Origin of the sequence: Enterococcus sp. HMSC078F03, assembly GCF_001811595.1 — a bacterium.
GTDB classification, from domain to species: Bacteria; Bacillota; Bacilli; order Lactobacillales; family Enterococcaceae; genus Enterococcus; species Enterococcus faecalis.
Genome location: NZ_KV805579.1, coordinates 75,460 through 96,085 on the forward strand (window position 1 = coordinate 75,460; position 20,626 = coordinate 96,085).

The window sequence follows — 20,626 nt, forward strand, 5'->3', positions numbered from 1 at the left end:
CAATGTGAGGGTCAGGTTATGAAGCTAAGTGTCAACGATGAAGCAACAGTGGAAAACAAGTTAATTGCGATTCTTGGGGAAGATCGTAATCAGTGGACGTATCGAGCAGATTTAAAATCGGAACAAGATTTATGGCGTAACTTACGTGAAAAAATCATTCAAAATAATTTAGCCGCAATTGGGGAACACCCTTTAACAGACCAAGAATTTGAACGCATCAAAACAGGATTATTAGAACGAACACGCACGCCTTTTGAAGCAGCGAAATGGCTAAAAGGGGAAAATGGTATTGCGAAAATTACCATCGAACGAGAAGATGCTTCTCTAGGAACAATGAGCTTGATTTTATATTCGAATCGTGATATTGGTGGGGGAATTTCTAGTTATGAAGTCGTGAATCAAATTGCAAAAAAGAATACTAATTCTGCAAAGCATGATCGTCGGTTTGATGTGACATTATTAATTAATGGGTTGCCTATTGTCCAAATCGAATTGAAACAAGTGACAGCGAAAGATGGTGTATTTCAAGCATTTAATCAAATTAAAAAGTATGCCGAGGAAGGTATGTTTCGTAATAATATTTTTTCAACTTTGCAATTATTTGTTGTTTCAAATGAACAAACCACTCGCTATTTTGCGAATGCGCTACCACAATTTATGCATAAAAAATTCTTATTTAGTTGGCGAACAAAAGACAATAAAAAAGTTGAAAATCTTTATGAGTTCTGTCGCCAAGTGCTAAATATACCAGATGCCCATCGCTTAATTGCCGATTATACGATTGTTAGTGAAGAACAAGACAACAAAGTATTAATGGTTTTACATCCTTATCAAATTCATGCGATTGAAGCCTTATATGTTGCCGCTAGTAAGCACACCTCCGGCTATATTTGGCATGCTACAGGTTCTGGAAAAACATTAACCAGTTTCGTTTCTACTAAATTATTAGCGCGTAAACCAGGGATTGATCGGACGATTATGCTTTTGGACCGAAAAGATTTAGATAATCAGACAACTAGTGAGTTTACTAAATTTGCTTCGGAGTTTAACACAGGGATTTCATCAGGTGATGGTAAAGCTAATAGTCTGATTGTCGGGACAGGCAGTGCCAAAGAATTGAGTAAAACATTGTTGGCTGATGCGAACTCTAACGTAGTCATTGTGACGACGCGTCAAAAGCTGGATGCTGCTTTGAAATATGCACGAAAACAAGAAGAGCAGAAGGGCACAAATCGTTTTCAAAAATTAATGGGGCAACATATTGTTTTTATTGTTGATGAATGCCACCGAGCAGTTAGTGCGGAAAATATGATGGATGTTAAAAAAGTATTTCCTAGATCCACTTGGTTTGGCTTTACAGGAACACCAATTTTTGAAGAAAATAAAAAGCAAGCGCAAGGACAATTAGCAAGAACGACACACGATCAGTATGGCGAAGTGCTTCATACATATACAATCAAAAATGCGTTAGAAGATAAAGCTGTGTTAGGTTTTCAAGTGGAGCACGAGGACACAATTGATAGAGAGTCTTTGTATGAAAGAATCTATACTATCTTGTCTAAAGAAACCAAATATGCAGAATACACGCCAGAAGAGTTAGCGGATATAGTAGAAACGATGGATGATATTCAAAAAGAAAAAATGCTGGACCGCTCTGTTTATGAAAGTGACAAGCATATTCAAGAAGTCATTCATAAAATATTCCGTCCGAATAATGCTTATACTAAATTTGATTTTGGTAATGGACGACCGCGAAAATCAGCGATTTTGACAACAAGTTCGATTGATATGGCAAAACGCTATTATCATGCCATTAAAGAAATGACTGCGAAAGAAAATTGGTTAGAACAAGAATTTCCTAACCATCAAATTCGCATAGGACGAACAATGGAAGACCCGGATTTTCCGCGAATCGCCATTACTTATTCATTAGAAGAAAACGCTGAGAATATTAGCGCACAGCAAGACGAGTTAGCAAAAATCATGGCCGAGTATAATGCGTACTATGGTACTTCATGGACCTTACAAGACATTGAGCGCTATAACGGAGACATCAACAATCGCTTAGCTCGTAAAAAAGCAGAGTTTAAAGAATTTGGCCGTCATGTTGATTTGGTTATTGTGGTTGATCGGCTGTTAACAGGTTTTGATGCACCTACGATTCAAACGTTATTTGTCGATCGTAATTTAGAATACGCCAATTTGATTCAAGCATTTTCAAGAACTAATCGCACCTATCCTGATAAAACAAAAGGCCTAGTGGTTACTTTCCGAAAACCTCACACAATGGAACAAAATGTCGCAAATGCGACTCGTCTTTATTCAGAAGCAAAAGAAGAATCTGGATTAATCTATCCAACCTATAAAGAATCAAAACAACGATTTAAAAAAGCCTTTCGTAAAATGCAAGAATTTAATCCAGAAGAGATAGATGAGAACCAGCCGATTGATGTGCGAATTGATTATGTTCAATCATTTCAAGCGTTAAGTAATAGCTATGAAGCATTAGTGACCTATGATGAATATAATGATGAAATGGAAAAATCACCAGCTTTAGCTGAGCAAGTCCATTTGATTGAAGAACAGATAGGAACATACGAAACAATCAAAGGCTCTTTAGTAGAAGTAGAACCTGGGACAGATAAAGATTTTTCGGAGATTGAATTTTACAGCGATAATCATGCCAAAATGTACGACATTGACTCTTCTTATATTGATCAATTATTAGGAAATTATTCTGCAAATAGCCAAGGCGTTCGTGAAGAAATTGAAAAGGCTTTGCAAAAATTGAATAAAACGGAATGTGTTAAAGAAGTGTATCGGGAAATTTTAAATGCAATGGATAATGAAAAAGTAGATCAAAAAGAAGATGTATTTGTTTTGAAAAGACGCTACTTCACAGGAACTAGAAATCAAGTGATTGCACAATTTGCGCAAGAATGGTTTGTTTCAGAAGATCAACTTCATTCATCCGCTATTCAATATATGATTGGTATGAACCCAATCCCAAACATGGGGGACATTATCAGCAGCAAAGACTTCGAGTCATATAAAGCAACGCACCCAGAAGCAAAACCATTTAAATACCCGCAACAAATGAAGCGTGCTTGGCGTCAAACGTTAGATGAATATTTAGTGCCATTGGAGGATGAATTACGATGATGGAGGAAGAATCACATGAATTTGTCTCATCAAGACTTCAATCTATTCAACCGAGAAATTTTCACATTCAAACAACTCAAAGAACAACAAACACCAGCAGAAATCGATGCCTTAAAGCAAACCTACAAGCAACATTGGGAAAAGTGGAAAGCCTTAAACCTCGCCATCGCCCAAAGTTTACCAGCTGAACTCGGCATCACTAAGCCGAAAATTGAAAGCTGGACCAACGGCTGGAATTTACGCAGTCATTTCTGGGCTGCATATCGCAGTGAGCAACGCCAAGCGGAAAATGCTTGTCTGGCGTTGTTATTAAATAAAAAGCAATTTCAAGTATATTTGATGTTTCAACATTACAAAAGTGAGGAGCGGGCAGGCTCAGTCGTCGCTTACAATCAATTGCTTAATCGTTTAGAAGCTTGGAGTCAAACCATCGACTGCGAAGGCTATTATATTTGGCCGCAGGAGGAGCATGAACTAGTGGACCATTTGCCTTTAAAAGATTATTTAGCAGATGAAAAACAACGGAAAATTCTAGAAGAGCGGATAGGCAATCACTCTTTTCAGATTGGTAAGTTGTGGTTTGCGACAGAAAAGCTTGAAACGATTGAAGAAAAAAGTTGTCAGGCGCTTCAAGAATTAGCGCCTCTGTACGTGGCATTACATGAAGAAAAAAACTTCTTTGATTGATTTATTGATCAGAGAAGTTTTTTGAGTTACAGCTATCAACAATTAACTCATTAATAATGGAGAGAAGACGAAAAAATTGCGATTTCCTTCACAAAACACCTTATTATCTTTCCGAAAATATGATATCTTTAGAATGGAAATTTCATGAAAAGAGGATGCGAATGTTTAAAAAGTACACACAAATGATAAGGGATGAATTTAAAGGGTATAATCAAAAAAAATTGAAAAAAGATTTCTTGGCAGGTTTGACTGTCGCAGCCGTCGCGTTGCCGTTAGCGTTAGCGTTTGGGGTCTCTAGCGGCGCCACTGCAGCAGCTGGCATGATTACGGCGATTATCGCTGGAATTGTGATTGGGAGCCTTTCGGGTGGGTTTTATCAAATTTCAGGACCAACAGGTGCGATGGCAGCTATTTTAATGTCAATTGCGGCAGTGCATGGCATGCAAGGGATTTTGTTGGCCACCTTTTTGGCGGGAATTTTCTTGCTTTTGGCAGGGATTTTGCGTTTAGGGAGCTTGACTTCTTTTATTCCGTCACCGGTCATTACCGGGTTTACTTCAGGAATTGCTATTATTATTGCGTTGGGGCAGCTTGATAATTTCTTTGGGGTTCGTTCAGAAGGACACAATTTAATTGAGAAAATCAGCAGTTATCGTTCATTGGGCTTTGATTTAAGTATACCAACGACGGTTATGTCGATTTTAGTGGTACTTGGATTAGTGTTCTTTCCGAAAAAGTGGAATGCGATGATACCAGCTTCATTGGTGATGATTATTTTAGCTACGTTAGCAACAGTGGTTTTTCAACTGCCAGTGGCCACTGTAGGGAAAATTCCGACAAGTATTTTTAGTGATACACGTTTAGAACTTGGTTCGCTTCAATTAAGTGCGTTTCAGGATATTTTGGTGCCTTCGATTAGCATTGCTATGTTAGGTATGATTGAAAGTTTGCTTTGTGGCGCTTCGGCTGGTCGCATGACAGGGAAACCATTAGACAGTAATCAGGAACTAGTGGCACAAGGAATTGGCAACTTAATTTTGCCATTTTTCGGTGGCGTACCTGCAACGGCAGCGATTGCCCGCACGAGCGTAGTGATTAAATCTGGTGCGCAAACACGTTTAGCGGGTATTTTTCATGCGGTCTTTTTATTGTTATCGATGTTGCTTTTATCGCCAGTCATGTCTAAAATTCCCATGCCTGCGTTAGCTGGTGTTTTAGTGGTGACAGCGTGGCGAATGAATGAATGGTCGGTGATTAAAGAATTCTTCCAGAAACGTTTCCACACAGCCTTGTGTTTATTCTTCTTAACGATGGTAGCGACCGTTATTTTTGACTTGAGTTTAGCGATTGTTTTAGGGGTCTTAGCGGGTTGCCTGTTTTTCATTGCGAAAAGTGCCGTGATTACGATTAATGTCGAGGAAGTTGATTGGTCAAGAATGGGGCTAGTACCGACCGATTGTACGGAAAATTGGGTGGTGGTTTATTTGAGTGGCCCGTTATTTTTCATGTCTTCTGAACGATTGAAACAAACGTTACTACAATTGGAAACAAAAAGTGGTGTAGTATTTTCAATGCGAGGAGTTCCTAGCATTGATAGTACGGCGTTAGATATTTTAGAAGAATTTTGTCTTGCAGCAGAAGGTCGTGGACAACAAGTTCAATTTGCCGCTCTGCAACCAGAAGTTGAAAAAATGATTCGAACCATTCAAGGAAATCAAGAGAAGGAATACCATTTCTCAGTCGCAGAATTTTTACAAACGGTGCATGTTGCAGAACAATAAGTCATTTTCAAATGAAATGTTCTATTTTCTATTGCGTGCTTAATGTGTGAAGAAATAAGAAAAATAAGTGGGGACTAAAACGAGTTTCTAGAGGAGTTCCTAAAAAATAATAAAGAGAAAACTTCTAAGTATGAAGTTTTCTCTTTATTATTTTTTAGGTTATTTATTGAATTACTTCTAGCATAACGTCTTTTTGATCATCCGTAACATTGCCAGCGTAATTAGGAGTGATTAAAGATATCGAACCATTTTTATTATTGAATAAGTATAAAGTACCCGATCTATTTTGTTCGTCGTTTGAAGAAATATTAGTTCCTAAAATTAACTCTGTATTTACTTTAACGGTGCGAATACTGTTATCGTCCGCCGAAAATATTCTAATCTCTTTTGTAGGAATTGTATTTATAGATAGCTCATATTTATTAATGGCTTCTTTCACTTGACCATTTTCAGCCCCAAACAATTTAGTTCGGAAGGTAGCAGTTGGTGTTGAATTTAAGTTCTCTAACGTAATTGAAGTTGGCACATTCATTCCTTTAAAATTAAATACGAGTGGATTGTTTAAACTACTAAGATCGACAGCATAAGGTGTTGCTTCTAAAGAATTTGCTTCTTCGACATTTGTGGATACTTCATTTTTAGACTTTGCCGAATCCTGAGTGGTACTGGCACTTTCTGAAGTTTCTTTTAGTTTATTATTAGAGCTTGTTTCTATGCTAGAACTGTAATGATTAGTACTGCTTTTCATTGATGTTGTATGATTGGTAGAATTTTCTTGTTTTTTAGGCTCATTCGCTTTCTGAGAACTACAACCTGTTAAAAAAATAACTAAAATAACACAAACTAATTTTTTCATACTATTCCTCCTATAGACGCTATAACTAATTTTATCTTACTTGTTAATATAACAAAAGGAATAATTATTTTATTTTCACGAATGCTCAAATTGTTTAAATCTGTAGTTTTTATACTTATTTTTGTTGCATTTGCAACAAAAATAAGTTAAAGTAATGACAATCATAAAATATTAGCGAAAGGAAGTGTCCTAGTGACAGATATTTTAAGAGAAATTGGTATGATTGCGCGGGCCTTAGATTCAATCAGTAATATTGAATTTAAGGAATTATCTTTAACACGAGGACAATATCTTTATTTGGTCAGGGTCTGTGAAAATCCTGGGATTATCCAAGAAAAGATCGCCGAACTGATTAAAGTTGATCGAACCACAGCGGCGCGGGCGATTAAGCGTTTGGAAGAACAAGGCTTTATTTATCGTCAAGAAGATGCAAGCAACAAAAAAATTAAGCGGATTTATGCCACAGAAAAAGGGAAAAACGTTTATCCAATCATTGTGCGCGAAAATCAACACTCGAATCAAGTTGCTTTGCAAGGCTTGTCAGAAGTGGAAATTTCACAATTGGCAGAGTACTTAGTCCGGATGCGTAAAAATGTCAGCGAAGATTGGGAATTTGTCAAAAAAGGGAACACTCGAAATTATTAAGGAAAGGACGACTGATTGATGGGAGAAATAAAACAATTAACAATAGAAGATGCACCAGCGTTACAAGAAATCAGCATTGAAACTTATACAGATACTTTCGGACCATATAATACCCCAGAAAATATGCAAGCCTATTTAGTAGAAGCTTACAATTTAGAAAAATTACAAAAGGAATTGGCTAATCCCCACTCTGACTTTTATTTTATCTTTGTCGATAATCAATTAGCTGGCTACATGAAATTAAATCGTGAGACGGCACAAACGGAACCGATGGGGCCAAAAAAGCTCGAGGTTGAGCGATTATATATTTTACCTGCATTTAAAGGAAAGAAGCTGGGAACACAATTGTTAGAACTGGCGGAAGAGAAAGCTTGTGAATTTGGTAAAAACGCACTGTGGTTAGGTGTCTGGGAACACAATGATGCGGCGCGGGCATTTTATAAAACGATTGGCTACCGCTATTATAGTCAACATTCATTTTTTATGGGAGACGATGAACAGACGGATTTTATTTTGTTAAAGGAATTATAGCAAGAAAATTTAGAAACAAAGATTTCTGATAAAATCAGAAATCTTTGTTTATTTTTTTGATTAAAATTAAGCATTTTTTTATTTTCAAAATGTTATTTTTTAAAATGTAAAAATTGAAAAAGAAGATTTTAAATCTGTGAAAAGTTGTCAATCTTGTGAGAAAACTCTTTTGTCAGTGTCTTTTTTCAGGATGGGTCTCTTCCTGAAATCCACTTCAGTTTATCTGTTTTGTGTGTTTTTGATTAAAAAATGTTGTGTTGGATTTCATTTAACTGTATAATTTATTTATGTCATTTTTAATAATAAGCGTATTTTAGCATTGAAAAAGAGAAGTTGTACATAATATGTGAATAAAAAGATTTGTTTCTTATTTTCTAGAGTGAGAGGGCGATATAAAAAAGGTTGCTATTTTTTCGTTCAAAGTGAACAAAGAATCGTTTGTTATTTAGTTGGGGTAACTAATGATTCTTGTTATAAAAAGCGCTTACAATTCGTGTGATGAGAGCAGTACGCATGTTTGTGCAAAAGTGACAAAAAAGAGAAGGCAGGGTGTTTTAATAGAAAAAATTTTTAATAAAAAGGAGAGTTTGTCGTGGAGAAAAATGTGTCTCAAGTAACAGCTCAAGAAGAAACAGCGCTGAAAGCACGTGGCTACAATGAGGATTTGTTGCCAAGTAGCCCGAAACAACGGACAATGGGCGCGCGCAATTTTTTTACATTATGGATGGGTTCGATTCATAATATCCCGAATTATGCAGCAGTTGGCGGCTTTATTTTCTTAGGTTTATCGCCGCTGCAAGTTATGCTGGCAGTTGTGTTAAGCTCATTCATTGTAGCAACTTTCATGAATTTGAATGGTGTGGCTGGCTCTAAATATGGCATTCCTTTTGCGATGCACTTACAGTCTACTTACGGCAGTCTCGGAGCAAAACTGCCAGGGTTCTTAAGAGGTTGTGTGGCCGCGATTGCTTGGTTTGGTCTGCAAACATTTACAGGATCGCTCGCTTTATTAATTATTCTCGGGAAATTTTGGCCGAACTTTTTACAAATTGGTGGGTCATTCCAGTTTTTTGGTCTCAGGCTACCTGAATTAATGGCGTTTACTCTTTTCTGGCTCTTAAATGTGGCAATAGGTTTCGGTGGTAGCAAAATTTTGAACCGGTTTACCGCCATTTTAAGTCCATTGATTTATGTCGTTATTATTGGATTAACGATTTGGGCCATTCGAGCTGGGGGCGGTTTAACACCAATTTTGTCCTATCAAGTTTCTGGTGCGATTCGTTCAGTCAATCCACTTGTGGCGTATCTGATTATTTTTAACTCGGTTGTGGCCGTTTGGTCAGCGCCTGGTGCGAGTGTGGCGGATTTTACTAAGAATGCGCGCTCGACACGTGCTCAGGTTGTGGGGCAAACAGCAGGTTTAGTTGTTGGTTATGGGATTTTCGCTTTTTCCAGTGTGGTTATTCTGTTAGGTGGTTCGCTGTATTTTGGGATTCAAGAATGGAATATTTTAAACATTATTGATCGTTTAGATAATGTGGCAGTGGTGGTCTTAGCCATGTCGGTTTTCTTATTAACGACTATTTCAACGAATGCAACGGGGAACATCATTCCGGCAGGTTATCAATTGGCGGCGCTATTTCCTAAAAAAATGACGTATAAAAAAGGCGTCATTATTGCCAGTGTTATCAGCTTTCTCATTATGCCTTGGAAACTGATGGAAAACGCCGATAGTATTTTTATTTTTCTGAACGCAATTGGGGCTGTTTTAGGACCAGTCGCTGGTGTGATGATTGCGAATTATTATTTTGTTCAAAAGCAACAAATTGATTTAAATGATTTATACGTAGATAAACACAAAAAAGAGGAAGCCAATCCTTTTTACGGATTAAACAAGCCGGCGTATGTTGCTACTATTCTGGCGTTGGTTCTTTCCTTAAGTGGTCAATTTATTCCACAGGTTAAAATCATTGCTGATATTTCGTGGTTTGTGGGCTTTGCCACAGGTTTTGTGCTGTACTTAGTGTTAAAAAAATGGACTTGGGATTCAAAAAAAGTGAAAGAAACAGCTTATCAGGAGGGAAAATAAATGCAAGCAGAGTTAGTGATTAAAAACGGGTTAGTTATTTTAGAAACTGGAGAAGTCATTACGGATGTCGCCGTTCAAGGAGGAAAAATCGTAGCGATCGGGCAAGACTTGTCGGGAGAACGTGTGATTGATGCGACGGGTTTGGTCGTTAGTCCTGGGATGGTGGATGCTCATGTTCATATTACCGATCCTGGTGGTGGTTACCGCGATGAATGGGAAGGGTATGTCACAGGAACGGCCGCTTGTGCCAAAGGGGGCGTGACGACCTTTATGGAAATGCCTTTAAATCAGATTCCAGCAACCGTGGATAAGACCTCTCTTGAGATCAAATACAAGGCAGGAGAAAATAAACTAAAAGTAGATGTAGGGTCATTTGGTGGCGTGGTCCCGACCAACTTGGCTGGTGGGATTCAGGAACTTGATGAAGGAGGCGTTTCCGGCTATAAATGCTTTTTAGGAACGTGCGGCGATCGTTCAATTGAAGGAGATTTTCAAAATGTCGACGATTATTCGCTATATGAAGGAATGAAACAAGTCGCCAAAACTGGCAAAGTGCTAGCAATCCATGCAGAAAATGCGCCAATTACGGATAAATTAGGCGCGTTAGCTTATCAAAATGGCGAAACTACTTTAGCGGCATATGTAGCTACACGTCCTGTGTTTACCGAAGTTGAAGCGATTCAAAAAGCCATTTTATTTGCCAAAGAAACAGGTTGTCGGATTCATATTTGTCATGTGGCTTGTCAAGAAGGCGTGGAAGAAGTTTTAAAAGCCCAAGCAGAAGGGGTAGATGTGACTTGTGAAACATGTACGCATTATTTATATTTTACCACGGATGAACTTGATGCCATTGGTCCAGTTGTCAAATGTTCGCCGCCGATTCGTGACGCGGACCAACAAGCCGCCTTATGGAACCACGTGCAAACAGGCGGCATCGCGTTTGTAACCTCTGACCATTCTCCTTGTACGCCAGACTTAAAAGATACAACCAATGCTTTTGAAGCTTGGGGCGGCATTTCTGGTGTTCAAAATAACGTCGACGTGTTATTCGATGAAGCCGTCCAAAAACGTGGTTTATCCTTGAAACAATTCGCGGATATGATTGCAGCAAACCCAGCTGACCGTTATCACTTAGCACAAAAGGGCCGCATCAGCATTGGTAAGGATGCCGATTTTGTACTAATTAAACCTAATGCGCCGTATATCTTAAAAGCAGAAGATTTAGAATACCGAAATAAAATTAGTCCTTACATTGGTCGTGAAATTGGGACCCAAGTGATTCAAACAATTTTAAGAGGCGAAACAATTTACGAACAAGAAACTGGGGTAACCGAGGCGTTTAACGGCGTATTTATCAAAAATTAAACACCTATTTTAGAAATGAAAAGGGACAGAAGCGTGATTGAATTAGCGCCTCTGTCCACGAGTTAGAGGATGTTTATTGGTTGTTTTGCACAAAAAAAGGCTTAATTTTGTTTGATAAGTACAATGAAGATAACTAGGGAAACGTTTACAATCAGAGTGTAATCAGTCAGGAGGTTTTGTGATGGACTTGGAAAAAGTTTTAAAACAAAGAATCGAAGAGTTGTCAGCAATTGGGAGTGATCCTGCAGGAGGGATGACACGCTTACTTTATACAGATTCGTGGTTGGCAGCACAAAAGTATGTGCAAAGCCAAACTGAGGCGTTTGGACTGGAAACGCAATTTGACGAAGTCGGGAATCTGTTTTGTCGAGTGGCAGGAACGGAATTTCCTCAGGAAACGATTTTAACTGGGTCACATATCGACACAGTAGTTAATGGTGGGACCTTAGATGGTCAATATGGTGTTATTGCTTCCATGACGGCTGTTCAATATTTATTAGACAAATATGGGAAACCACGGCGTTCTCTAGAAGTGCTTTCCATGGCTGAAGAAGAAGGGAGTCGTTTTCCAACGGTTTTCTGGGGAAGCAAAAATGTTGTTGGTGAAGCCAAACGTGAAGAAGTAGTCGATATCTCTGACAACGAAGGTAAAAAGTTTGTTGATGAGATGCATCGCCAAGGCTTTGATTTTCGGCAGGAGCAAACTAGACGTGAGGACATTGAAGCATTTGTCGAAATTCATATTGAACAAGGCAATATTTTAGAGAATGAAAAACTCCAAGTCGGTGTTGTTCATAGTATTGTAGGGCAACGTCGCTACACGGTTAACTTAAAAGGGCAAGCCAATCATGCAGGCACTACGCCAATGAGTTATCGTCATGATGCGGTGTACGGTTTTGCTAAAATTTGTGCAGAAGCCATTGATCGTGCGAATGAAATTGGTGATCCGTTAGTTTTAACATTCGGTAAAGTCATTCCGAAACCCAATACAGTCAACGTGGTGCCTGGAGAAGTGGAATTTACAATTGACTGCCGTCATACCGACGCTGCTTTTTTACGACATTTTACCGGTGAATTAGAAGAACGGATGAAGACAATTGCTCAAGAATTAGGCTTAACGATTGCAATTGACCGCTGGATGGATGAAGCCCCTGTACCGATGAATCAAGCAATTGTAGAAGTTATTGAACAAAAAGCCAAAGAAGGCAAGTATCAGTATCGTATGATGCATAGTGGCGCTGGGCATGATTCGCAAATTATTGCGCCCCATTACCCGACGGCGATGATATTTGTGCCAAGTATTGGTGGGATTAGTCATAATCCAGCAGAAGCAACGGCATTTCCAGATTTGGTTGAAGGCGTCAAGCTTTTAGCAGATACCTTATATGAATTAGCGTATAAATAAGATAGAAAAGGAAGAATTGTGATGGGTTATAAAAATAATCGAGTTGGTTACCAAAAAGAATTGTTAACATCAAGAGCTGTGATAAAAAAAGACAATTACGCCATTATTCCCCATGATGGTTTGGTGCAAAATGCAGTACCTGGTTTTGAAAATGTCGATGTTTCCATTTTGGGATCGCCTAAATTAGGTGCGACATTTGTGGATTACATTGCTACGTTTCACAAAAATGGTCAACAAACAACTGGTTTTGGTGGCGACGGGATCCAAACGTTGGTTTATGTCATTGACGGTCGTTTGCGCGTTTCAGATGGTCAAGAAACTCATGAGCTTGAAGCCGGGGGCTATGCCTACTTTACGCCTGAAATGAAAATGTATTTAGCGAATGCACAGGAAGCGGACACAGAAGTTTTCTTATATAAAAAACGCTATCAGCCGTTGGCGGGCCATCAACCTTATAAAGTGGTTGGGTCAATTCATGACCAACAACCCGAAGAATATGAAGGAATGACAGACGTCTTGCTTTGGAGTTTATTGCCGAAAGAGTTTGACTTTGATATGAATATGCATATCTTATCTTTTGAACCAGGTGCTAGTCATGCCTATATTGAAACGCATGTCCAAGAGCATGGTGCGTATTTAATTAGTGGCCAAGGGATGTACAATTTGGACAATGAATGGTATCCAGTGGAAAAAGGGGACTATATTTTCATGAGTGCCTATGTGCCACAAGCAGCCTATGCGGTTGGCCGTGAAGAACCGTTAATGTACGTTTATTCCAAAGATGCCAATCGTGAACCAGAATTATAACGAAAAGCCGAATGTAAAGTAATGACCTCGGAACAATAGGATTTGAACACGCAGTGGTGAACGGTAGAGTCCTTTTTCTTGGTAGACGTTACTTTTATTCGGCTATTTTCCTGTTAATTATTTTTCTGAAAGTTCCAGCGCTACCCGTAAGAGTAAACTCGTCTCAGGCTCTTGAATAGAGGTACCTAATAATTTTTCACATTGATTCATGCGATATTTAATGGTGTTTCTGTGAAGGTAAAGAGCGTTGGCCGTTTTAGTAATTTCGCAATTGAAATCTAAAAAAACTTTCAAGGTTTTTCGTAATTCTTGTAACGTCGGTTCCGTCGGATAGGCCAACTCTTTCAATTGTTGCTGGCAAAAGTATTCAACATCTTCAGTGCCAATCTTTTCAAAAAGTCCAGCTAGGCCTTTGGGATGGAACAATTGCACAGTCGCTGGTTTTTGAGCGTGTAAAGAAGCCTCTAATGTCGAGGAAGCTTCAATATAAGAATTAGGCAAATCTTCTAGGTTTTCATAAGCATTGCCTAAAGCAAAGCGAATGGTAATAGGCAAAGCCTGTTGCAAACGTTCAGCGAGGTTTTGCAAAATCATCAAATGGTCATTTTTCTTAGATTGAAAAATCAAGATACTTTTATTTTGATTTTTTAATTTAAACAAGGCGACATCTGGCAGGATTTCCGGCAATTGTTCTTTGAGCCATTGGAAAATTAGTTGCCCTTCCGCTTGCTGATAACGAATATGGGTTTCATTTTCTGGTTTAGTCACGCCGTAGACAATCGCTAATTGATAATAATCACTGTTGATTAAACGATAATTTTTCCAAAGTTCCAACCAATTTTGATGTTTACTCAGCGCTTTTTGATGTGTATCAAGCAAGCGGTCCAAAAAGTCTGTTTTGAGATGTTCAAAAGATTCAGCAATTTTCTGGTTTTTAAATAACATAAAAGTCAAAACTAAAATGGCCTGATCAATGGCAAATTCAGAAATAGGATAAGGAATCTGTTCAGGAGATAAGACCAATAAATAATAGGGAAAATAATCGTTCACACGAATTGGAAAGCCAGCTACTTGAATGTTTTCTTGTCGCTCATCCTGTAAACGAAAGATTTTCTTTTCTTGTGCCAATTGTTGAAAGTGGTCTTTTGATAATTGTTCGATGAAAAACTCCGCCGATTTTTGATTGCCATAAAAATAATTCGAGTGGGCAATCACCTGTTGCCAAGGACTTAATAAAATAATTGGCGCATTTAAAATTTTCGCAAATTCAGCGATGAAACGCGTAGCATCAACATCTTGCATTAATAATGTTGAAAAACGCTTTTGGATGTCAAATGCCGCAGACATCTGTTCGGTTTTGCTATCACGAAGATAGCCTACAATTTCATGCAACAACCCGCCTAGTGGCTGTGTGCTAGGAATTTTAATCAGGGGCAAATCAACGGCACTGGCATAGGCAACAATTTCTGGTGAAATTTCGTCAAGGAACCGCCCAACTTTGATTCCTAAAGCCGTACACTCTGCTTGTTTTAGCGAGTCAATAAAAGGTTTCAATTTTTCTTGATCATCTTTATAAATCATTGCCGTTGTTAAAATCATGACATTTTTAGGGATAAAATCAGCCACATCAGGTGTTTCCGTGATTTCTACACTTTCCAAGGGCTGTGTTAAGTTTGAGTGAGACGATAATAATTGTAAATCAGAAAATCTTGGTAAAGCCAAGACCTCAGCTAATATTTTCATCACAACAACCTCCTTTTTTTATAGTATAGCGAAGAATAAAAAGGAGTACAAAAGATAGTTATTGAATATGTCTAAAAAACAAAGTCAAAATAGTGCAAATTGAACAATGAATTTCTGAGTTTTTCCAAAGATAATAAAAGAGAAGAATTAAAAATGAAGTGAGGGATTACTATGTATCAACAACCAAATTTTGTACGGCGAACAATCATGACGCCGGGACCAGTCGAAGCCCATCCATCGGTACTTCGTCAAATGGGTCAACCAATTTTAGGGCAATTCGATCCAGAATTTCTACAAATTATGGATGAAGTTCGGGAAATGATTAAAGTACCTTTTGCCACAAAGAATCAACAAGCCTTTGCCATTGATGGCACGTCACGTTCAGGCTTGGAAGCGGGGTTATTTGCATTGATTGAGCCAGGCGACAAAGTGCTTGTGCCTGCGTATGGCCGGTTTGCTTATTTATTAGGTGAAATTTGCGAACGCGCCCGGGCCGAAGTCATTTATTTAGAAAAGGACTGGCTCGCACCGTTTGAACAAACAACGGTGATTGAAGCGATTAAAGAACATCAACCAAAAATTGTTGCGATGGTCCACGGCGAAACGGCGAATGCACAAATGCAACCACTGGATCAAATTGGCGCCTTTTGTCGGGAAAATGAAATTTTCTTCGTAGTAGATATGGTGGCGACTTACGGCGGTGTCGAAACAAAGGTCGATGATTGGAAGATTGATATTGCGGTAGCAGGCACTCAAAAATGTGTCAGCGTACCTTCAGGCCTTTCTTTGATTACCTACAACCAACGTGTAGCCGATTATCTGGCGGGCCGTTACCAAAAAGAGTTAGGGCTTGGCGCGGATGCGCGGAATGAACGGTTCATTCAAAGTAACTACTTGGATTTATCGCAATTAGAAAAATATTGGGGACCAGAGCGCTTAAATCACCATACAGAAGCGACTACAATGATTTATGGGCTACATGAAGGGCTGCGCTTGTTACTTCAAGAAGGCATGGAAAATGTCTACGCACGTCATCGGAAAAACGATCGTATTTTAGTTGAAAGTCTGCAAAAAATGGGCTTAGAAATTTTCGGGAAGTTAGACACAAAAACACCAACAGTCATTCCTGTGGTCATTCCAGAAGGAATTGATGGTGAAAAGGTGCGGAGCTTATTACTGGATCATTTTAAAGTTGAAATTGCCTCTTCTTTCGGTGATTTAAAAGGAAAAATTTGGCGGGTCGGTAATATGGGGTACAGCAGTCGCGAAGACAATGTGTTGCATTTCTTGAGTGCCTTTGAGACTGTATTGAAACACCAAGGTTATCAATTTGAAGGCGGTAGCGGTAGTACTCATGCATTGGCTGAGTATTTAAACTAAAAAAGAAGGTAGGACAAAGGTCACTACGTAAAAAAGCGTAGTGCTTTTGTTCCTTATGAAACGTTAACCAAAAAAATGATTGGTGGAGGAAAAGAAAATGACAGACAAGACAAAAAGTTCGTTGGCTTATTGGAAAAAAATCGTTATTTTACTATGTATGGGCTGGGTAATAATCTGGATTTATCGTTCCGCGCTTTCTCCTGTTTATCCGCAAATTCGTGCGTCTTTAAATGGTAACGCTTCCGATACGGCCCTAGGGTCCATTTCTAGCTTTTATTTTCTCGGTTACGTAGTCATGCAGATTCCTGCAGGCTTCTTGGTAGACAAAATTGGGAAAAAACGTGTATTAATTCCAGGCTTTATCTTGTTTACGCTGGCAGCATTACTGATTGCCCAAGCCCAAACGATTGGAACAATTTACTTAGGTAGCTTATTGGCAGGCTTAGGATGTGGTTCTTTCTATGGCTCGGCTTACTCGTTGACGTCGCAAAACATTCCTCAAGCCAAAAAAAGTTTTGCAACAGCTATTGTTAACAGTGGTTCAGCAGTTGGTTCAGGTTTAGGAATGATTTTATCTAGTTATTTAGTTGCCCAAAAAGGATTACCTTGGCAGGTGATGATGTACATTTCCGCCTTTATGATTATTTGTATGTTAGTGGCTTTTCAAGTAATTATTCGCAATCATAAAGAAGATATGGCCTTGATTCAGCCAACCGTTGTTGATGAAAAAGATAACGAAGCGGTAAAAGAAAAGGTGCCCTTTAAAAAACTGTTTGCGCCACATATGCTATTTGCGTATATTTTATATTTTGGCACTTGTTATGCATATTATATGATTGTGACTTGGTTACCTAATTTTTTAAGTACCGAACGTGGTTTCCAAGGAGCGGCAATTGGATTGTCCTCTTCGCTGGTCGCATTTGCCTCTATTCCAGGAGCGTTATTTTTTAGTCGGTTGGCGGATAAGTACATGCATAAAAAAGTTCAATTCATCGTTGTTTTAGAATTTTTAGCAACAGCCATGCTTTTGTTAACTGTACAAGTAAGTAATGCAACGTTGTTATTAATTGCTTTAATTATGTATGGGTTCTTAGGGAAATTAGCTGTAGAACCGATTATTATTTCTTGGCTAGGTGAAAATGCACCAAAAATTGGAATTGGCACTACTTTGGGTGTGTTTAACTTTTTCGGCATGATGTCATCTGTAATCGCCCCAGCTTTAACTGGGAAAATTTCTGACACAACGGGTTCGAAAGTCATGGGCTTTTATATCGCCGTCGTGATTTTACTAATTGGCACGATTCTTTTTATGCTTGTCAATTTAAAAAAACGCGGGGCAGATTCGTCTAATAAATAAAAAAACAACGCAAACTTATCTTTCGCTGAATAAGTTTGCGTTGTTTTACTTTTTGACAATCATATTAATCGCTTGTGCTAATCGCTCTTCTTGTTCTTTAGGATCTTTTTCAGGATTTTCAAAGCAATGCTTTAAATTCTCCGCAACTATCATCCCCATTACGCGATCAATACTAGAACGGACCGCACTCAACTGAGTGATAACATCGATACATTCTTTTTCTTCATCAATCATTTTTTGAATCCCGCGAATTTGACCTTCTGTGCGGCGTAAACGATTCAGCACTTTCTTTTTTTCTTCAGTCATTTTGCCCCTCCTTAAGAGTAGTGATTGGTTTAAAATATACCTACACGAGGTATTTTTGTCAACTATCTTTTCTTTGAATCTAAAAATGGCAGAAATCTCTTCAGTTGACAAGTCTAACTTTTTCATGTTAAATATACCCCGTAAGGTATATAAGAGAAGGAGAAAAAGATGTTATTTCAATTGTTTAAAAAAACGCCAAGTATTTCAACAAAAGAATTGCAGTCACGTTTATCTAAAGAGATAACGTTATTAGATGTCCGGACACCTAGCGAATACCGCGCAGGGCATATTCCACAAGCGATTAATGTCCCACTTAACAAAATTCCCGCCTACAACAAATCCGCTAACGAGGTCTATGTGATTTGCCAGTCCGGCATGCGCAGCAAAAATGCGGCCAAAATTTTAGCGAGAAAAAACTATCACGTGATTAACGTTCGTGGCGGGATGTCCCAATGGTCTGGTCAAATTAAAGGAGGAAAATAAATGAAAATTGTAATTATCGGAGGCGTGGCTGGTGGCATGTCAGCAGCGACACGTTTACGTCGTTTAATGGAAGATGCTGAAATTGTTGTCATGGAAAAAGGCCCTTTTGTTTCATTTGCAAACTGTGGTTTGCCTTACTACGTTTCTGGCGAAATCGCAGAAAGAGAGCAACTGCTTGTTCAAACACCCGAAGCGTTAAAGGCACGGTTTAATTTAGATGTTCGTCCTCACCATGAAGTCGTGGCGATTGATCCAATAGAAAAAGTGATCACAGTGAAACATGAAACAGAAATTTTAACAGAACACTATGACAAATTAATTTTATCACCAGGGGCGAAACCTTTTGTGCCGCTAATTACAGGATTGGCAGAAGCCAAAAATGTTTTTTCATTAAGAAATGTTCCTGATTTAGATCAAATTATGACAGCCTTGACACCAGAAACAAAACGAGCCGTCGTGATTGGCGCAGGCTTCATTGGCTTGGAAATGGCAGAAAACTTGCAAAAACGCGGATTAGAAGTCACTCTCGTGGAAAAGGCACCCCATGTTTTACCGCCATTAGACGAAGAAATGGCCGCTTTTGTCAAAGTTGAATTAAGCAAAAACAATGTTCAAGTAATTACGGGACAGTCTGCGGTTGCTTTTGAAGAAGAAGGGCAAGTGATTCGCTTAGAGGACGGTCAAACATTAGCTTCTGATTTAACCATTTTGTCGGTGGGTGTCCAACCAGAAAATACCTTAGCAGTTGAAGCAGGTGTAGCAACTGGTTTACGTGGCGGTATTGTTGTTGATGAACACTATCAAACGAATCAACCCGATATTTATGCGGTTGGGGATGCTATTGTAGTGAAACAACAAATCACTCAAGAAGATGCGCTGATTTCTTTAGCTTCCCCCGCCAATCGCCAAGGACGTCAAGTAGCGGATGTGATTGCTGGGTTAGAGAGAAAAAATCAAGGGAGCATTGGGACCGCCATTGTGCGAGTCTTTGATTTAACCGCCGCTTCAACTGGTTTAAGCGAACGGGCTGCTAAAGCTGCTGGACTAACAACAGCTGTTGTGCATATCAGTGGAAAAGACCATGCGGGGTATTATCCTGGCGCAACAGATCTTCAGTTAAAATTAGTTTTCCATCCTACGACAGGGGAAATTTATGGCGCACAAGGAATTGGGGCAAAGGGCGTAGATAAGCGGATTGATATTCTTGCGACCGCTATTAAAGGACAGTTAACTATTTTTGATTTGCCTGAATTAGAGTTTACCTATGCGCCGCCGTTTGGTTCAGCGAAAGATCCTGTGAACATGTTAGGCTATGCAGCGATGAACCTTGTAGAAGGATTGAGTGAAAACGTTCAATGGTATGAGTTATCCAACGAATTAGCTAAGGGGGCTGTTTTATTAGATGTCCGTAATCCCGCTGAACAAGCCAATGGTCAATTTAAAAATGCTGTGTCTATTCCTTTAAATGAGTTAAGAGAACGTTTGGAGGAATTAGACAAGTCAACGGAGTACATTGTTAGTTGTCACAGTGGTTTGCGTAGTTATATTGCAGAACGGATGCTAAAGCAAGCGGGCATCTCAGTCAGAAATTTAGATGGTGCTTTTGCGCTATATAGAATGGTAAAACCGGAGGAACTAGAAAATGTATAACACGATTGGCATGCCTGAATTTTATCAGGAAGCAAAACGAAAAAAATTACCGATTATTGATGTACGAGAAGAAATGGAATACCAACTGGGGCATGTCCCTCAGGCCATCAACTTACCTTTAAGTACTTTAACCGAAAATTATCAGCAATTAGATAAAAACCAACCCTATTATCTGATTTGTCAAATGGGATCGCGCTCCGCACAAGCATGTGCGTTTCTCAGTCAACAAGGGTATCAAGTAACCAATGTTCTAGGTGGTACATCTGGCTGGTTGGGTCAATTAGAACAATAAAATAACAAAAAACGTTTATCCTTTTACACAGGATAAACGTTTTTTTGTTAGATAAAGATGTGTCAAAACTGTAAGAGGAATGATAGG

General features: G+C 38.9%; 17 protein-coding genes. 14 read left to right on the forward strand and 3 right to left on the reverse strand.

All coding sequences use genetic code 11. From position 1 onward, the window contains the following. The first annotated feature begins 18 nt into the window (after positions 1–18). From HMPREF2810_RS10735 to HMPREF2810_RS10745, 3 genes are all read left to right on the forward strand, one after another. On the forward strand, positions 19–3,162 hold the full coding sequence (locus HMPREF2810_RS10735; RefSeq protein ID WP_002383309.1) for a type I restriction endonuclease subunit R: 3,144 nt from the start codon (positions 19–21) through the stop codon (positions 3,160–3,162). Between the two features lie 15 nt (positions 3,163–3,177). After that, on the forward strand, positions 3,178–3,849 hold the full coding sequence (locus HMPREF2810_RS10740; RefSeq protein ID WP_002383310.1) for a glucose-6-phosphate 1-dehydrogenase family protein: 672 nt from the start codon (positions 3,178–3,180) through the stop codon (positions 3,847–3,849). A 119-nt stretch (positions 3,850–3,968) separates the two neighbouring features. Then, complete coding sequence (locus HMPREF2810_RS10745) at positions 3,969–5,630, forward strand: SulP family inorganic anion transporter (protein WP_002396652.1); 1,662 nt, start codon at positions 3,969–3,971, stop codon at positions 5,628–5,630. Positions 5,631–5,793: 163 nt separating this feature from the next. On the opposite strand, the gene HMPREF2810_RS10750 is transcribed toward HMPREF2810_RS10745, so the two are convergent. Then, complete coding sequence (locus HMPREF2810_RS10750; protein WP_002383313.1) at positions 5,794–6,486, reverse strand: hypothetical protein; 693 nt, start codon at positions 6,484–6,486, stop codon at positions 5,794–5,796. Between the two features lie 192 nt (positions 6,487–6,678). Between HMPREF2810_RS10750 and sylA the strand changes: the two genes are divergently transcribed. The 6 genes from sylA (at position 6,679) to allE (ending at position 13,328) form a co-directional block, all read left to right on the forward strand. Next, positions 6,679–7,131 carry a transcriptional regulator SylA gene (sylA, locus tag HMPREF2810_RS10755; protein WP_002383314.1) on the forward strand — a complete coding sequence of 151 codons (453 nt, stop codon included), beginning with the start codon at positions 6,679–6,681 and terminating at the stop codon, positions 7,129–7,131. Between the two features lie 18 nt (positions 7,132–7,149). Then, the gene (locus HMPREF2810_RS10760) at positions 7,150–7,662 is read left to right on the forward strand and encodes a GNAT family N-acetyltransferase (protein WP_002383315.1); all 513 of its coding nucleotides are present in this window, start codon (positions 7,150–7,152) and stop codon (positions 7,660–7,662) included. 592 nt (positions 7,663–8,254) lie between these two features. Continuing rightward, on the forward strand, positions 8,255–9,751 hold the full coding sequence (locus HMPREF2810_RS10765) for an allantoin permease (protein WP_002383318.1): 1,497 nt from the start codon (positions 8,255–8,257) through the stop codon (positions 9,749–9,751). Beyond that, a complete protein-coding gene (gene allB, locus HMPREF2810_RS10770) occupies positions 9,752–11,116 on the forward strand; it encodes an allantoinase AllB (RefSeq protein ID WP_002383319.1) in 1,365 nt (454 codons plus the stop codon). It abuts the gene before it with no gap. Positions 11,117–11,297: 181 nt separating this feature from the next. Further along, entirely contained in the window at positions 11,298–12,521 is a 1,224-nt protein-coding gene (gene allC, locus HMPREF2810_RS10775) for an allantoate deiminase (RefSeq protein ID WP_002383320.1), read from the forward strand. A 21-nt stretch (positions 12,522–12,542) separates the two neighbouring features. Then, positions 12,543–13,328, forward strand: a complete 786-nt coding sequence (gene allE, locus HMPREF2810_RS10780; RefSeq protein ID WP_002383321.1) for a (S)-ureidoglycine aminohydrolase — start codon at positions 12,543–12,545, stop codon at positions 13,326–13,328. Between the two features lie 117 nt (positions 13,329–13,445). Here allE and HMPREF2810_RS10785 read toward each other — a convergent pair whose 3' ends face one another. Further along, positions 13,446–15,071, reverse strand: coding sequence for a PucR family transcriptional regulator (locus tag HMPREF2810_RS10785; protein WP_002383322.1), 1,626 nt, complete (start codon positions 15,069–15,071; stop codon positions 13,446–13,448). A 171-nt stretch (positions 15,072–15,242) separates the two neighbouring features. On the opposite strand from HMPREF2810_RS10785, the gene HMPREF2810_RS10790 reads away from it, so the two are divergent. Then, positions 15,243–16,451, forward strand: coding sequence for a pyridoxal-phosphate-dependent aminotransferase family protein (locus HMPREF2810_RS10790; RefSeq protein WP_002355061.1), 1,209 nt, complete (start codon positions 15,243–15,245; stop codon positions 16,449–16,451). 97 nt (positions 16,452–16,548) lie between these two features. Further along, on the forward strand, positions 16,549–17,808 hold the full coding sequence (locus HMPREF2810_RS10795) for an MFS transporter (RefSeq protein WP_010715452.1): 1,260 nt from the start codon (positions 16,549–16,551) through the stop codon (positions 17,806–17,808). Between the two features lie 45 nt (positions 17,809–17,853). Here the strand turns inward: HMPREF2810_RS10795 and HMPREF2810_RS10800 are convergent, their stop codons facing one another. Next, positions 17,854–18,114: a metal-sensitive transcriptional regulator gene (locus HMPREF2810_RS10800; RefSeq protein ID WP_002355063.1), complete on the reverse strand. Its 261-nt coding sequence runs from the start codon at positions 18,112–18,114 to the stop codon at positions 17,854–17,856. Positions 18,115–18,282: 168 nt separating this feature from the next. On the opposite strand from HMPREF2810_RS10800, the gene HMPREF2810_RS10805 reads away from it, so the two are divergent. The 3 genes from HMPREF2810_RS10805 to HMPREF2810_RS10815 are packed head-to-tail and all read left to right on the forward strand — an operon-like array spanning position 18,283 to position 20,539. After that, positions 18,283–18,597, forward strand: a complete 315-nt coding sequence (locus tag HMPREF2810_RS10805) for a rhodanese-like domain-containing protein (protein WP_002365287.1) — start codon at positions 18,283–18,285, stop codon at positions 18,595–18,597. Continuing rightward, positions 18,598–20,247 (forward strand): FAD-dependent oxidoreductase, encoded by a 1,650-nt coding sequence (locus tag HMPREF2810_RS10810; RefSeq protein WP_002383325.1) that lies wholly within the window; start codon positions 18,598–18,600, stop codon positions 20,245–20,247. Further along, positions 20,240–20,539, forward strand: a complete 300-nt coding sequence (locus HMPREF2810_RS10815; RefSeq protein WP_002355066.1) for a rhodanese-like domain-containing protein — start codon at positions 20,240–20,242, stop codon at positions 20,537–20,539. Before HMPREF2810_RS10810 ends, HMPREF2810_RS10815 begins: the two co-directional genes overlap by 8 nt. Positions 20,540–20,626: the final 87 nt, after the last annotated feature.

Excerpts from the sequence above, each read along its gene's own strand:
- HMPREF2810_RS10735 (WP_002383309.1), top strand. The coding sequence starts at position 19 with ATGAAGCTAAGTGTCAACGATGAAGCAACAGTGGAAAACAAGTTAATT.
- HMPREF2810_RS10740 (WP_002383310.1), top strand. The coding sequence starts at position 3,178 with ATGAATTTGTCTCATCAAGACTTCAATCTATTCAACCGAGAAATTTTC.
- HMPREF2810_RS10745 (WP_002396652.1), top strand. The coding sequence starts at position 3,969 with ATGATATCTTTAGAATGGAAATTTCATGAAAAGAGGATGCGAATGTTT.
- HMPREF2810_RS10750 (WP_002383313.1), bottom strand. The coding sequence starts at position 6,486 with ATGAAAAAATTAGTTTGTGTTATTTTAGTTATTTTTTTAACAGGTTGT.
- HMPREF2810_RS10760 (WP_002383315.1), top strand. The coding sequence starts at position 7,150 with ATGGGAGAAATAAAACAATTAACAATAGAAGATGCACCAGCGTTACAA.
- allB (WP_002383319.1), top strand. The coding sequence starts at position 9,752 with ATGCAAGCAGAGTTAGTGATTAAAAACGGGTTAGTTATTTTAGAAACT.
- allC (WP_002383320.1), top strand. The coding sequence starts at position 11,298 with ATGGACTTGGAAAAAGTTTTAAAACAAAGAATCGAAGAGTTGTCAGCA.
- allE (WP_002383321.1), top strand. The coding sequence starts at position 12,543 with ATGGGTTATAAAAATAATCGAGTTGGTTACCAAAAAGAATTGTTAACA.
- HMPREF2810_RS10785 (WP_002383322.1), bottom strand. The coding sequence starts at position 15,071 with ATGAAAATATTAGCTGAGGTCTTGGCTTTACCAAGATTTTCTGATTTA.
- HMPREF2810_RS10790 (WP_002355061.1), top strand. The coding sequence starts at position 15,243 with ATGTATCAACAACCAAATTTTGTACGGCGAACAATCATGACGCCGGGA.
- HMPREF2810_RS10795 (WP_010715452.1), top strand. The coding sequence starts at position 16,549 with ATGACAGACAAGACAAAAAGTTCGTTGGCTTATTGGAAAAAAATCGTT.
- HMPREF2810_RS10800 (WP_002355063.1), bottom strand. The coding sequence starts at position 18,114 with ATGACTGAAGAAAAAAAGAAAGTGCTGAATCGTTTACGCCGCACAGAA.
- HMPREF2810_RS10805 (WP_002365287.1), top strand. The coding sequence starts at position 18,283 with ATGTTATTTCAATTGTTTAAAAAAACGCCAAGTATTTCAACAAAAGAA.
- HMPREF2810_RS10810 (WP_002383325.1), top strand. The coding sequence starts at position 18,598 with ATGAAAATTGTAATTATCGGAGGCGTGGCTGGTGGCATGTCAGCAGCG.
- HMPREF2810_RS10815 (WP_002355066.1), top strand. The coding sequence starts at position 20,240 with ATGTATAACACGATTGGCATGCCTGAATTTTATCAGGAAGCAAAACGA.